Source organism: Thiomonas sp. FB-Cd, from assembly GCF_000733775.1.
Classification (GTDB): Bacteria; Pseudomonadota; Gammaproteobacteria; order Burkholderiales; family Burkholderiaceae_C; genus Thiomonas_A.
The window spans coordinates 1,731,595-1,746,013 of the sequence record NZ_JPOE01000002.1; the positions used below are offsets into that span (position 1 = coordinate 1,731,595).

The 14,419-nt window shown below is 62.5% G+C and carries 12 protein-coding genes and 1 tRNA gene; 3 read left to right on the plus strand and 10 right to left on the minus strand.

The window, feature by feature from the left end:
- Positions 1-41: 41 nt before the first annotated feature.
- Positions 42-1,691 carry an APC family permease gene (locus CD04_RS0108450; protein ID WP_051849247.1) on the minus strand — a complete coding sequence of 550 codons (1,650 nt, stop codon included), beginning with the start codon at positions 1,689-1,691 and terminating at the stop codon, positions 42-44.
- A 186-nt stretch (positions 1,692-1,877) separates the two neighbouring features.
- Between CD04_RS0108450 and recQ the strand changes: the two genes are divergently transcribed.
- Positions 1,878-3,734, plus strand: coding sequence for a DNA helicase RecQ (recQ, locus tag CD04_RS0108455; RefSeq protein ID WP_031405855.1), 1,857 nt, complete (start codon positions 1,878-1,880; stop codon positions 3,732-3,734).
- Positions 3,735-4,089: 355 nt separating this feature from the next.
- Here the strand turns inward: recQ and CD04_RS0108460 are convergent, their stop codons facing one another.
- From CD04_RS0108460 to CD04_RS0108490, 7 genes are all read right to left on the minus strand, one after another.
- On the minus strand, positions 4,090-4,716 hold the full coding sequence (locus tag CD04_RS0108460) for an ABC-type transport auxiliary lipoprotein family protein (RefSeq protein WP_031405857.1): 627 nt from the start codon (positions 4,714-4,716) through the stop codon (positions 4,090-4,092).
- Complete coding sequence (locus CD04_RS0108465; protein ID WP_231480504.1) at positions 4,716-5,684, minus strand: MlaD family protein; 969 nt, start codon at positions 5,682-5,684, stop codon at positions 4,716-4,718. The genes CD04_RS0108460 and CD04_RS0108465 overlap by 1 nt, the downstream gene beginning before the upstream one ends.
- A gap of 42 nt (positions 5,685-5,726) precedes the next feature.
- Positions 5,727-6,533, minus strand: coding sequence for an ABC transporter ATP-binding protein (locus CD04_RS0108470; protein WP_031405861.1), 807 nt, complete (start codon positions 6,531-6,533; stop codon positions 5,727-5,729).
- Entirely contained in the window at positions 6,530-7,690 is a 1,161-nt protein-coding gene (locus CD04_RS0108475; protein ID WP_031405863.1) for an ABC transporter permease, read from the minus strand. Before CD04_RS0108475 ends, CD04_RS0108470 begins: the two co-directional genes overlap by 4 nt.
- 23 nt (positions 7,691-7,713) lie before the next feature.
- Entirely contained in the window at positions 7,714-8,541 is an 828-nt protein-coding gene (locus tag CD04_RS0108480; RefSeq protein ID WP_031405865.1) for a DUF4197 domain-containing protein, read from the minus strand.
- 72 nt (positions 8,542-8,613) lie between these two features.
- Complete coding sequence (locus tag CD04_RS0108485) at positions 8,614-10,374, minus strand: GspE/PulE family protein (protein WP_231480615.1); 1,761 nt, start codon at positions 10,372-10,374, stop codon at positions 8,614-8,616.
- A 106-nt stretch (positions 10,375-10,480) separates the two neighbouring features.
- Positions 10,481-11,008, minus strand: coding sequence for a DNA-deoxyinosine glycosylase (locus tag CD04_RS0108490; RefSeq protein ID WP_031405868.1), 528 nt, complete (start codon positions 11,006-11,008; stop codon positions 10,481-10,483).
- Between the two features lie 29 nt (positions 11,009-11,037).
- On the opposite strand from CD04_RS0108490, the gene CD04_RS0108495 reads away from it, so the two are divergent.
- Positions 11,038-11,111 (plus strand) — tRNA-Gly (locus tag CD04_RS0108495).
- Positions 11,111-11,935 carry a tRNA (guanosine(46)-N7)-methyltransferase TrmB gene (gene trmB / locus CD04_RS0108500; protein ID WP_081857864.1) on the plus strand — a complete coding sequence of 275 codons (825 nt, stop codon included), beginning with the start codon at positions 11,111-11,113 and terminating at the stop codon, positions 11,933-11,935. Before CD04_RS0108495 ends, trmB begins: the two co-directional genes overlap by 1 nt.
- Positions 11,936-11,983: 48 nt before the next feature.
- Here the strand turns inward: trmB and CD04_RS0108505 are convergent, their stop codons facing one another.
- Both CD04_RS0108505 and CD04_RS0108510 read right to left on the minus strand, forming a co-directional pair.
- Complete coding sequence (locus tag CD04_RS0108505; RefSeq protein WP_031405872.1) at positions 11,984-12,829, minus strand: undecaprenyl-diphosphate phosphatase; 846 nt, start codon at positions 12,827-12,829, stop codon at positions 11,984-11,986.
- Between the two features lie 77 nt (positions 12,830-12,906).
- The gene (locus CD04_RS0108510) at positions 12,907-14,163 is read right to left on the minus strand and encodes an NRAMP family divalent metal transporter (RefSeq protein ID WP_031405874.1); all 1,257 of its coding nucleotides are present in this window, start codon (positions 14,161-14,163) and stop codon (positions 12,907-12,909) included.
- Positions 14,164-14,419: the final 256 nt, after the last annotated feature.

Consider the following 14,419-nt stretch of genomic DNA (forward strand, 5'->3'; position numbering starts at 1 on the left):
ACCCGCCGCATGGCGGGTTTCGTGCACCCGCACGCCGCACTTCAACTCGGGAGTTCGCGCGCACGCATTTCAGGGTCGGTCGCGAAAATCACGGCGCGTGCTTCCTCGGGCTCAGGCAGCCCTGTCATGACAGCCAGCGCCATCACGACCAGGCTCAGGACCGCCACGAGCCCCATCCCGGTGTAGAAGCCAAATGCACCGGCACCCCCGATGACCGCATCCGAAGGACCGTAATGCGTGATGGCCCACATGCCGACAAAGTAGGGAAGCAACCACGATGCCCCTTTCCACTCCAATTGCCCAAGGCGCCCACGCAAAGCCTGCGCGATCAGGTACAGCACAAAGATCACAAGCAACGCGCCGAAAAGAAAATCGTCGGTCGTCCTTCCCGACCAATAAATGATGAAGTTGGACACGATGAAAGCCAAGGGCGCCCACAGCCACGCGCCTTTGAGGGTAAAGGGGCGAGGATATTGCCCCGTGGGCAGCGTGCGACGCAGCGTCAATAGCGTGACGGGCCCCACGCCGTAGCCAAGAACGGCCGCTGAAGAGATGAATGTCACAATCTTCTGCCAAGACGGGAATGGCAGGAAAAAGAACATCCCCACGATCCAGGTGAGCCAAAGTCCTGCAGCGGGCACCCCCTTCTTGTTGAGCGAAGCAAGCCAGCTAAATGCCAGGCCGTCGTGTCCGGTGGCGTAGATCACGCGCGCGGTGGTACCCCCGTAAACAAGCCCTGTGCCCGCCGGTGAGACGACGGCGTCAATGTAAAGCAGCACAGCAAGCCAGCTCATGCCGACCAGCACTGCCAAGCCCGCAAATGGTCCGGCTGACCCGGCAAAATGCAGCTTGCCCCATCCCTGGGCCAGATCAGCCGGGTTCACTGCACCGACGAACGCCACCTCCAGACCAATGAAAAGAACAGCTGCGATCAGGACCGAGCCCAAGATGGCGATCGGCAGGTCGCGCTGAGGATTGCTCGCCTCCCCAGACAGCTCAATGGCCTGCCGGAACCCGAGGTAGCTGAACACGATGCCCGAGGCCGCCACCGCACCGACAATGCCCTGCATACCCATCGGTGCAAAGCCCTGGGCCGTGAAATTCTCACCATGGAATGTGACGACAAGCAGCACGATGACCGTCAGGGCGGGCACAATGAGCTTCCAGATCATCACCGTATTCCCCACTCGCAGCAACGCCTTCACGCCAAGCGCATTGATCCCCACGAACGCCCCCAACAGCACCACACCAGCCATGAACCCAAATGGCGTGAGAAGATGGGTGTGCACGTGAACCAGACCGGGGATGTAGTTGTTTGCATAGGTCACTACCGCCAGCACCTCAGCGGGCGCCACGCTGACGTAGCCCAGGAACACGACCCAACTCATCACCGCAGCCATGAGGCTGCCGTGGCTGAGCTTTGGAAACGTGATGACCGCACCCATGCGCGGAAAGGCCGTTGTCAACTCCGCGTTGACAAAGGCCAGGAGCAGGATCGCCACCGCGCCGATGACCCAAGACACGACGCTCGCTGGCCCGGCCTGCTGCGCCGCGTTCAGAGGCGCGAACAGCCAGCCCGACCCAACGATGGCGGTCAGGCTCGCGAACAACAGACTCCAGATGCCGGCAACCTTGTGAACCTTACGCTGCGCGGCAGATGGGGTCACTCCCGCGACGGGAATACTGGCCATGATCATCTCCTCTCAAGCGGTCGAATTGACCTTCGTCGCAAATTGGATTGCCACTCAACATTTTTAGTCTGTGCCGCACCGTTCGCCCGTGATCAAACGTAACCTCTGCAGCCGCATGCATCCTCTCCGCCTCCGTGCATGCCCGCGTGCGGGGCACACGAACTGCGGAGTTGCTAGGCTTTCGGAATGAACGCCAGCCCCAAACCCGCCATTAGCGCCGAACACCTTTTGCAACACATCTGGGGCTACCCCACCTTTCGCGGCATGCAGCGCGAGGTGATCGAACACGTCGTGCGTGGCGGCGATGCGCTGGTGCTGATGCCCACCGGTGGCGGCAAGTCGCTCTGCTACCAGATTCCGGCGTTACTCCGTCCCGGCATCGGCATTGTGGTGTCGCCCCTCATCGCGTTGATGCAGGACCAGGTCGTGGCATTGCGTGAACTTGGCATTCGCGCCGCCTTCCTCAACTCCACCCTGGATGCGCACGATGCACGCGAGGTGCAGGCAAGAGCGCGGCGCGGCGAACTGGATTTGCTGTACATGGCCCCCGAACGCCTGTTGAGTGAGTCCGGCCAGCGCCTCCTGGAGGCGTGCCGCATTGGGCTGTTCGCCATTGACGAGGCGCATTGCGTGTCCCAATGGGGGCACGACTTCCGCCCGGAATACGGTCAGCTTGCCATGCTGCGCGACCGCTGGCCGGACGTACCGCGCATTGCGCTGACCGCCACCGCAGACGTGCCCACCCGCAAGGAAATCGCGGACAAGCTGCTTCAGGACGGCCGCGCATTCGTGTCCAGCTTCGACCGGCCCAACATCCGCTACCGCGTTGTCGAAAAGCGCGACGGCCGCGCGCAACTGCTCCAATTCATTCGCGGTGAGCATGCAGGCGACTGCGGCGTGGTGTACTGTCTTTCGCGCAACACTGTGGAGGAGGTGGCCATGATGCTGGCGGCACACGGGGTGAACGCGCTGCCCTACCACGCAGGTCTGCCCACTGAGACGCGCTCCCGCCACCTGCGCCGCTTTCTGGATGAGGACGGCATCGTGATGGTCGCCACAATCGCCTTTGGCATGGGCATTGACAAGCCGGACGTGCGCTTTGTCGCGCATCTGGACATGCCGAAGTCCATTGAAGGCTATTTCCAGGAGACCGGGCGCGGCGGACGCGATGGCTTGCCGGCCCAAGCATGGATGGCCTATGGCCTTGCCGATGTGGTGCAACAGCGCCGGCTGATTGAACTCTCGGATGCGGACGACCCATACAAGCGCCTGTCCACGGGGAAACTTGACGCCATGCTGGCCTTGGCTGAAGCGGCGGACTGCCGACGCGTGCGCCTGCTGGCGTATTTTGACGAACCCAGCACGCCCTGCGGCAACTGCGACAACTGCTTGGCACCACCAGCTCTGGAGGACGCCACCGAAGCAGCACAAAAGCTGCTGTCGACGATCTACCGTTGCCGCCAGACCAGCGGCTCCAGCTTCGGTGTCACCCACATCATTGATGTGCTGCGGGGCAAGCGCACTGAAAAGGTGGAGCGTTACGGCCACCACGCGCTTTCCACTTTTGGCATTGGTGGCGATCTGTCCGAAGCTGATTGGCGCTCATTGCTGCGCCAACTCGCCGCCCAGCATCTTCTCGAGGTCGACGCCACTCACTTCAACGTGCTTCATCTCACCAACGCCAGCCGTGACGTGCTGCGCGGGCAGCGTCGCATTCACCTCAAACGCAGGGAGCAGCCATCGGAGCGCAAACGCCGCACGAGTGCAACGACCACCGCACGCCAGTCCGTGCTTTCCGCGGGCGAATTCGCGCTCTTTGAAAGCCTGCGCACCTGGCGAAGCGGCGTCGCCAAGGAACACGGCGTGCCAGCCTATGTGGTGTTTCCAGACGCCACGCTGCAAGCCATCGCCCTGGCAAGGCCGCGCAACCTCGACCAGCTACGCGGCATCTCAGGGGTGGGTGACAAGAAGCGCGATGCCTATGGCGACGCCCTTCTGGATCTGATCCGCACACATGTTGAAAGTGACGCCGTCTCCCACTGAACTGGCCGCCGACTGGAGCCGGTGCGCACGCCCAATCCATGCCGCATGACCGTTTCTAAATGACAAGCGACTGAAGTCGCGGGCCTTATTGTGAAGCAGAGGCCTGCTCGCCCATCTCCATGATTCCGACATCTCGTCGATGGACAGCGGGCCTCGACCGGGGGGGTGCCGCACGGCTATTCCACACCCGTTGTTCGAAACGGGGTGGGACAAATGTGCAGAGCGCCTTAGGCATGCCGGGCATGCTGGACGACCTGAGCGCGAAGGATCGAAAGGACCGATCCTCACGCACCTGCGCGTTGTCGATGCACCACGACGGGGCGTGGTCGCGAGCCGGGAAGGTGTGGCAACTCGTTCATGACGCCACGCCATGGACCACGGCACGCGCAACCTCTGTCACGATCTGCGCCACGGCTCGTTGGAGCAGACTTTGGGCAGCTTGCGCATAGTGCGCGGCATCGTTGACCCCAAGCACTTGTTGAGCATCCACGTGCCAATGCGCGAAGACGCGGCGGGGGATGGCCTGGACGAGCTGGCAGGTCATGTCCAGGTGCACGACACCGTGATCCGCAAAGACGTCATGCTCGAGTCGCACGAGCTCACAGTGGAGAGTCCAGTCGGCCGGTGCAAGCGGCGTCGCCTGCTCCACAGCGCTCACCCAGGACTGCCTGGATAACGTCTGGGCAATAGCCGCGCGGATGAGGTCAGCAGGCGGCGCCACCCAGCGGCTATCCCGGTAAGGCTCGATCTGACCCGGCTGTGCGCTGTACAGCATGGCTGTGCCACCCAGACCAGGTGCTGCCCCCACCGCAAGCAGCCGAATCACCACCGGCTGCGCATTGGCTGGAACGACCACGGGCGCAGCCAACAGACGGTACGTCGTCTGCGCCTGGGCGCCCGTTGCGGAAAGCGTGCATCCCGCACCCAGAGTGGCTGCCGCAAGCGCAAGGGCAAGCGCCAAGAAGCGAATCGCAAAGGTCATCAATGCTCTCCCGGACCGGCTGCTGGCTTGGGCGGGCCATAGAGCAACTGGCTTGGGTTGCCCTTGAGGCTGCGGATGAGTTCCGTGAGCTGGCTGCTGAGTTGTTCGAGGTTACCGGTGAGGCGGTCAAGCCCAGGAAGGGTGTTGTCATGCAACTGGTTGACTGCACGTGCTCCGGCCGCACCAAGGGTGACGGCGCCCTGCCCTGCCACGCGCCAAGTTCGAGCGGCCTCATCCATATCGCCCAGAGTCACTTGCAGTTGCTGGGTCGTGTCGCTCAACTGGCTAAGCAACTTGGCGCTCTGGGCGGTGAGTTGCTGTGCATTTGCCCCCATCGCAGACAGTTCCTGACTCGACTGGCGCAGATTCACTAACGTCTGCCCGAGATCCTGGCGGTGCGCATCCACCGTCTGCGTGACGCGGGCAACGTGTGCCAACGTCTGACTGAAGGCGCGCAGGTTCTCGTTGCTCAGCAGCAGGTCGAGGCGGTTGGCAATTTTCGACAGGACGACCGTCGCTTCGCTGATCCCTCCTTCCAAGCGCGAGAACACTGAGGGAGCATAAGGAATCACCGGATAAGCCTGGCCAGGTTTGGCCCGGAGCAACTCGCTGGAATGGCCGCCGGTGAGATTAATCACCGAAAGTCCTGTCACCCCTTGCGGACTCAGCTGTGCCACCGTGTCGGCCCGTACCGGAACATCCTTGTCAATGTGCAATTTGATCCGGATGAGCGCCGGATTGGCCGGATCGATCTCGATGGAAGCGACTTTCCCGACTTGCACCCCGCGGTACAACACGTTGCTTGCGTCGTTGAGCCCGTTGACATTGTCCGTCGCATAAACGAGGTAGGGCACGCTGTTGCCCTGTCGGCTGCCCGCTGCAAGCCACGCACTCACACCGGCCAGCATCAAACCGAACAAGACGACGAACACGCCCACAGCGGTGTAGTTGACCTTGGATTCCATCATGCAACCTCAATCCTCATCGAACCATACAGCAAAGATGCCCGTTCATGGCAAGCCAGCGTGGTGCGGCCTTGCTGCTTGCGCCTCATGCAAAAAAGCCAGGGATCGGCCCTCCCGGAAATAAGCTTTGAGTTCTGGCTCGTCGCGCTGCGCCAACTCGGCCGCGGAGCCGATCGCAAGCACGAGCTTGCGCGCGAGAAAGGCAACCAACTCGCTGCCATGCCAGATCGAGTCTAGATCGTGCGTCACCTGAAGGACGGTCAATCCAAGAAGGTCGCGTAACTCTCGGATGAGGTTGTCGAAACCCGCCGCGCCAACCGGATCCAATCCTGATGTGGGTTCGTCCAACACGAGCAATTCGGGGTCGAGGGCCAACGCGCGTGCCAATGCCGCACGCTTGACCATGCCTCCCGAGAGCTCCGATGGGTATTTGTGCGCCGCATCTGCCGGCAGTCCGGCCAGACGGATCTTGAGCATGCCAATATCGGACAGCAATCGACGGTCGACCGCGCCATGCTCGCGAATGGGCAGCAGGACGTTTTCGAGCACCGTCAACCCCGTAAACAGCGCACCTCCCTGGAACAACACCCCAATGCGCTGGCGCAGGCGCTGGCGCGCGTCCGTGCTTGCGCCGCGAACGTCCTGTCCGAAAAGCTTCAGGCTTCCGGCCTGCGGTTCACGCAGCAGAATGAGCGTGCGAAGCAGTACTGTCTTTCCCGCTCCCGAGCCACCCACAAGCGCCATGATGCAGCCGCGGGGAACGGCTAGATCCAACCCGTCATGCACAGCGTTGGTACCGAATCGGTTGACGATGCCACGCGCGTCGATGACAGCAGAGGTGTCGCTTCTCATAGACCCAGCAAGTTGTAAAGCACGGAAAAACCAGCATCAATCACGATCACCAGAAAGATCGACTGCACCACCGCGACCGTGGTGGCACGCCCAACAGCAGCAGCGCTGCCTGACACACGCAGGCCTTGCATGCAACCGACCAACGCGATGATCACGGCGAAAACCGGCGCCTTCACCAACCCGAGCAACAACGTCTGCCCGTCCACCACCTGCGGAACGCGTGCAAGATATTCGGTCCAAGGCACGCCGTATCCGACCGAAGCCACAACGCCTCCTCCGATCAGCCCCATGACGTCGGCAAACAGGGACAGCAGCGGCAAGGTCACGACCAATGCCATGACCTTCGGAAAGACCAATATCTCGAAAGGCGACAGACCCAACGCGCGCAATGCGTCGACTTCCTCCGTAATCCGCATGGTCCCTAGCTGGGCTGTGTATGACGAGCCGGTTCGCCCGGCGACCAGGATGGCGGCCAGCAGCGGCCCGAGCTCGCGAAGCGTGATAACCGCCACCAGGTTGACGATGAATATGTTGGCTCCATAGGTGGCCAGGGTCGCACCGCCCTGGTAGGCCATCACCATCCCGATCAGGAACGACAACATGCCCACGATGCCCAGCGCGCGCAAACCCGCCGCATCGATTTCGGCCACGACCTCGCGCCACCGGATCCGCCAAAACGTCAGGAGCAGCGGCATGCCGCGCCAAACCAGCTCTCCGATGACCTTGAGAAACTCGCGACCCTCGTTAAGGGCAGCCAGCGTTGCGCGGCCAATGTCCCCGAGCAGCCCGGGATGGTCCCCGTGCTGCTGCGGTGGCTCCGCCGCGGCACGTGACAGCACGAGTTCGATGAGTTGGCGTTGCGCGGAGCTCAGCGCGCTGCGGTCTATGACGACGCCAGCCTCAGCCCATGCCTGGAGACTGCGCGCCAGGACCAGCGCGCCGGCCGTGTCCATCTGCAGCCGCGCGCCTTCCGCATCGGCCGCCGCTTGCAGGTGCACCGTCGTGCAGGCCTCGGGCAACGCCAGCACGGGTGCAGGGGACAACCCGTGCACGGTCCAGGCACCGCCAAGCAGCAGATTCTGTAGGCCGGCCGCCGCCCCCGCTCGCCAGTGCGCGTGCGCCGGATGCAAGTCCACTGATCGAGACGTGGCGTGCATGAAGCGAATGCGCGAAGGTGCTGTTACCCGCCCTTCAGCGCGCCAAAAACCTTGCCGATCAGCGCGCTGCCGGTTCCCACGGGGTCCGTGCGAATGGCTCTCTCCTCTTCCCCGATGGCTTGATACAGCCGGTTCAGCGTCTGCTGAGTCACGTAGGTATCGATATTGGCCTGGTCTGCACTGACGAGCCCGAATTGAGCGGCTTGGCCGGCATACTGATCATAGGTTTGCGCCAGTCCCACTTTCGCCGTCGCTTGTCGCACGATGGGCAGAAACTTTTGCGTCAGAGGAGCCTCGGTCTTACGCTTGAAATAGGCGGTTGCCGCCTCATTGCCCCCAGTGAGAATGCCTTTGGCATCCGCAATGCTCATGGTTTTCACCGCATAAACCAACAGGTCTTTGGCCTCGGGCACGGCGGCCTCGGCAGCGCGGTTGATGGCCAGGTCCAAGGCATCAGCCTGCGAACCCATGCCGGCCATGCGCATGAGACTGGTCGTCTTCTCAAGCGCAGGCGGCAGCGGAATGCGCCATTTGGGACTGCCGTAGAAACCATCCGTGCGGCCCAGCGTGCTGACCGCCGTGTCGACGCCGCGCGACAGCGCCGCCTTCAGCCCCTGCCCCACCTCGCCTGAACTCAGCGCGGCAACCGCTGCGGTACTCCCGGATGCACTTCCCCCCGTATCCGAGGGAGCTGTCTGCTGCGCAGGCTGCTGTGATGTCCCGGGGTTTGCCTTTTGCAACACGCCCCCGAGCTGGTTTTGCAGGTCGCCGAGGTTGAACGCATAGGCAGGCACCGCGCTGGCCAGAACCATACCTGCAGCAAGGGCTTGGAAGGATGTGCGGATGAGCATCGGAAACTCCCTGGTCATTGGAAACTGCCTGGTGTGAAAGGCCGCGAGTCGGTCTGGCAAGAGGAACACGCCTCAGCCTTGGGCGACAGGCGTCGCATGCAGGACTTCATCGAGCGTGGTGCTGCCCTCTGCAACCTTGAGCGCGCCAGCCAGCCGCAGCGGACGCATGCCGTCGCTGACGGCTTGCTGGCGCAGCGCCTCAAGCGGGGCATTGGCCGCCACGAGGGTGCGCAAGGCCGGGCTGACCACCAGCAATTCGTATAGCCCCAATCGACCAAGATAACCGGTGTTACGGCACGCTGGGCAACCCACTGGCTTGTATGGGGAAATCCTCGTGCTCGGCCTCCAAGGGGCGACCGCGTGCTGAAAAGTGGTCTGATCGAAACTGTCGTCAGGCTGTTTGCAATGGGGGCAAAGCGTGCGCACCAGTCGCTGAGCGAGGATGCCGAGCACGGTGGCATTCACCAAGTAGGGAGCCACACCCAACTCCAGCAGCCTTGTGATGCTCCCAGGGGCATCATTGGTGTGCAAGGAGGACAACACGAGGTGACCGGTCAGGGCGGCCTGTACGGACATATCGGCCGTCTCGCGGTCACGAATCTCACCCACCATGATGATGTCAGGGTCTTGTCGCATCAGCGCGCGCAGCCCCTCGGCAAAGCCCATGTCAAGGCCAGGCTGGACCTGCATCTGGTTAAAGCTGGGCTCGACCATCTCGATCGGGTCCTCCACCGTGCACACATTGACTTCGTCAGTCGCCAGACGCTTGAGCGTTGAATACAAAGTGGTGGTCTTGCCGCTTCCGGTTGGGCCCGTCACGAGCACGATGCCGTGCGGTCGGCTCGTCAAATTCTGCCAACGCTGCGCCTCCGCCGCTGGGAATCCCAAGGCGGCCATATCACGCAACACAACGTCGGGGTCGAAGACGCGCATGACCAGCTTCTCGCCGAAGGCGGTGGGTAGCGTGGACAGGCGCAGTTCGACCTCGTCACCCGCCGGCCTGCGCGTCTTGATGCGCCCATCCTGTGGGCGACGCTTTTCCACCACATCCATGCGGCCCAGCAACTTGACGCGGCTGGTCATGGCATTCATAACCGAAGGCGGCACTTGGTAGACGGTCTGCAGGACGCCATCGATACGAAAGCGGATCACGCCAAGTTCGCGTCGCGGCTCCAGGTGGATGTCCGATGCGCGCTGCTCGAAGGCATATTGCCAAAGCCAGTCCACCACCTGCACCACACCGGCGTCATTGGCGTCCAGCGCACGCCCACTCTTGCCTAACTCGACCAGTTGCTCAAACTGATTCACCCCGCTCACGCCAGAAGCTGAGCCATTTTTCTGCGCCTGCCGCACCGACCGAGCAAGACTGAAGAACTCGTTGGTGTAGCGCGCAATGTCGATTGGATTGGCCACAACCAGATGGATCGCCCGGCGCAACATGCGCTCAAGCTCAGGCTTCCATGCGAGGTCAAAGGGCTCGGCCGTGGCGACCGTCACGCCCTCAGCGTCAGCCGCCACCGGCAAGATACGATGGCGCTCGGCGTAGTTCATCGAAATCAAGTCACCGATTTTCCCGATATCCACCCTCAGCGGGTCGATCCGCAAATAGGGCAAGGCTGCACGCGTCGCCAACCAACTTGTGAGCAGGTCCAGATCCAGGGCTTTGGCGTCAGATACGCGCACCAATCCGGCGTTTGCCACCTTCTGTAAGGCATGCAGGCGCGCACTGGCGTGGGCAGTACGATCCATCCCCTGCCGTAGCCCCGCATCGTCGATCAGGCCGTCCTCGTGCAACCAGCGAAGCAATTCGCGCCATTCGAGCGGGCCATGCATGGCCGCGACCGCCGTCTTGTCCTCCCGCCGGACGTGCTCGTTCAGATTGGTGGGTCTGGATGCTTGCATTGGCTCAGTGTAGATGCTGCAAGAGCGTGATACGCGCTCAGGCGTCAGCCGCGATCAGTCCATGGCTGATGAATACCCCACGCCATGCCTCGAGCTTACGTGCGAAGCTCCAACTCGCGTTGGCCGGACTTGTTGAGGGCAAGCGGTGGCACGCTGGCGCCAAACTGCAAGTCAGGCGCATCAGCCGAGCGGACTCACCGCCGTTGTGGGCAATAGCGCGTAATTGCGGCAATCCCGCCGCGAGGGCGCGCAGATCATTGGGTTGTGCCTTCGTGATGGCGGCGTCCATGCTGCCCTGCCGCTCGCAGGCCGCATACACGTCCCAGATGCCCAAGCCGCGCCTGAGAACAGCCTGCAGCCGAGTGGCGTACGGCATGCTGGTCAGGTCTTCATCAAACAAGGCCGCCAGCAGGGGCCAGAATTGGTTGCGCGGATGGGCGTAATACTGTTGAGCCTGAAGCGACGCGCGGCTTGGAAAACTGCCCAGAATCAGCAAGCGCGTGTGCGGTGCGATGGCGGGCGGCAAACCCAGGAACTGCGGCGAGGAGGATGTGGAAACAAGCATTGGACCGGCCGTTTATAATCGAACGTTTTGCGGGTGTAGTTCAATGGTAGAACGGCAGCTTCCCAAGCTGCATACGAGGGTTCGATTCCCTTCACCCGCTCCATGCACTTCGCCAAGCAGGCCTCACCGGAACGCCCGGTTTCTACGTCGGCCGCCTTCAGCCTGACGCCCATGCCTGATGCATCCATTCCCGAGTTGAGTCCGTCCACGGCAGAACTGCCGCCAACTGGCGCGCTGCGCGCGCGGCCGGTACGCAGCTTCGTCCTGCGAACCGGGCGAACAACGAGAGGCCAAGAACGCGCTCTGGCTGAACTCGGACCCCGTTTCGTTCTTCCCTACCGCGCCAGTGAACCGGACTGGGACACCGTTTTTGGCCGCTGCGCCCCCAAAATTCTGGAGGTGGGGTTCGGCATGGGCGAAGCAACGGCCCAGATTGCCCAGACCCACCCGGATCGCGACTTCATCGGCGTCGAAGTTCATACGCCGGGTGTCGGCGCCTTGCTGCTGCGTATCGAGACGCTGGGCCTGACCAACCAGCGCATCGTCCAACACGATGCGGTGGATGTGCTGCGCGACATGGTGGCACCAAACTCGCTTGCCGCCGTGCACGTGTATTTTCCGGATCCCTGGCACAAGAAGCGCCACCACAAGCGCAGACTGATCCAACCCGCCTTTGTGGATTTGCTGAGCAGTCGCCTCGAGCCTGGTGGCTACCTGCATTGCGCCACCGATTGGGAACCTTATGCCCAGCACATGCTGGAGGTCATGTCGGCGAATTCAAACCTGTTGAACACCGCCGACGGCTTCGCGCCGCGCCCGGCTTGGAGGCCGCCCAGCAAGTTCGAGCAGCGCGGCCTGCGTCTGGGCCACGGCGTTTGGGACCTGCTGTTCGTGCGGCGCGCCAACCCAACGTTGCAGCCGTCCTGATCACCCGCGCGGCGAATAGCCGCACGAGCCGGGGTGATGCAGCTGGGTTCAGTGCGCCCAGTCAACCCAACCCATGCGTGCCGTCAGCAGCACGAGCCCTCCAAAGACGAGCCGGTACCACGCGAAAGGCACGAAGCTATGCGCAGCCACGTAGCGCAGCAGCCAACGCACGACGACAAGCGCCGACAGGAAAGACACCGCCATGCCGAGCGCGAAGGACGGTAAATCCCCCACACCAAGAAGACTGCGGTGCTTGACAACGTCGTAGATCGTGGCCGCCATCAGGGTGGGAATCGCAAGAAAAAAGGAAAATTCGGTTGCTGCCACGCGGCTGAGCCCGAACAGCATTCCCCCGATGATGGTTGCCCCCGAACGGCTGGTGCCGGGAATCAGGGCGACGGCCTGCGCGACGCCCACCGTGAGCGCATCAAGCGCGCCCATTGCATCCACGGAAGTCACGCGCACCACGTCAACGCGGGCCTGGCGGCCCTCCGCCCAGAGGATCACGACAGCGCCAGCAATGAATGCCAGCGCCACAGGCTCGGGGGCGAACAGATAGCGCTTGATGGCGGACGCAAATGCCAGTCCAAGCAATGCAGCCGGCACAAAGGCAATGCACAGGTTACGGGCGAAGTGCGAGGCTCGTTTGCGCTCGGAGGCCTCCGGCGACACCATCGCCTGCATCGTCGCGATCAACCGCATCCGAAAATGCCACATCACGGCCAGCATGGCCCCGCCCTGAATCGCGATCTCGAACACCTTGGCCTTGTCACCGACCCAGTGCAGGACACTGGCGGTGAGAATCAGGTGGCCGGTGGAGGAAATCGGCAGAAACTCCGTCATCCCCTCGACCAGGCCGAGGATGGTTGCTGCCAATGAGGTGTACAGATCCATGCGGCGTACAGGCAAAAGCCTGCATTATCGCGTGGCGTGCATCGCACGCTGCCTGGGTGCACGGTAACGTACGCGGCTCAGAACACGCCGCTCAATCCACCGTAGACACCGAGTGAAGAAGTCAAGACCACCACCCCAAGCACCACCCAGAAATACCACCCGCGCAATCGGTGCTCGGGCGGCAATGCCTTGACCCCTAGTGCGACCAGAAAACCAAGAACCACGGGCAGCATCAGCGCATTCATGACTTCCACGCCCACGGACAACGCCACCAGATTGGGCGCCAGCGCCACAATCAAGGCGCCGCCCAACACACCGAGGGTGAAGACGACGTAGAACCACGGAGCCTCAAGCGGGTGGTATTCAAGTGAGTGCTTGTACCCAGTGACCTCGCCGAAACCCCAGGCCGCCGCCAAGGCCACAACGATGGCCGCCACCATCGCTGCGCCCAGAATTCCCAAGCCAAACAGGGTGTGGCCGAGCGTCTGCCCCAGAAAAGGGGTGAGGGCCTGCGCCACCTGGCCCACGGTTCCCAGCGGCGGGCTCAGATGCCCGGCCCACAGCGTGGCCGCAGCGACCAGAAGCACGGCTGCCATCACCACCTGAGTCAACGCGGCACCGATTGCCGTATCCCACCGCGCAGCTGTGTACTGATCAGGTCTGAGCTTCTTGTCAGCAACTGCTGACTGCTGGTAGAAGACCATCCACGGCATGATTACCGCACCAATGTTGGCCGCAACCAGGTACAAAAATCCTGGATGATGTGCCGGCACGCTCGCAAGTCCGTGCGCAAGTGCGCGCGGATCGATCGGAGCCTGCAAGGCCACCCAAATGAACACGAGTTCGAACAAGCCAAGAGCGATGGCCACGCGCTCCACCCGCCGGTAGCTCCCGGTCCATACGATGGTCAGCAGAAACACGGCGGCCATCGTGAGGCTCCATGCGCGCGGCACCCCGAACAACTCGCCCACTCCAGCGACGCCGGAAAACTCGGTCAGCAGGGCACCCACAGTAGCCACTGCCAAGCCCCCGACCGAAACCCAAGCCCACCCAGCGCCAAAAGTCGTGCGGATCAGCTCGCCATGGCCTTTGCCGGTGAAGATCCCCAGGCGAACCGTGAGCTCCTGGACCACGTACAGAATGGGAATGAGCAAAAGTTGAAGGCTGAGCAGCTGATAGCCCCATTGGGCGCCGCTTTGCGCTGCGGTCAGTATGCTGCCCACATCCGTGTCGGCCAGCATCACCACCAAGCCGGGGCCCAGGACGGCAAAGAATATTGTCCAGCGCGCTGTAGGTCGATGACATTGCGGACTGGCCGCCTGCGGGGTGCTCATACGGATCCTGGAGGAGTATCGGAGTGTCGTCCCCGCAAATGATAATCGTTCTTGATTGTTTGGCGATTTGTCTTACCTTCCGTTACCGCGGTCGCCACCGCGACCCCACTTGAGCCAAGCAAGCCAAGACCGCCACGTATCCCACAGTTCGCCAACGCCTTCCGCGCATCATCGCCAGGCGCAATCGCCTGTACGCTCACTCCTGGAATTGAAGGCCGCGCAAAGCGCAGACGGCGTCTTTCTCGCACGGCGCCGC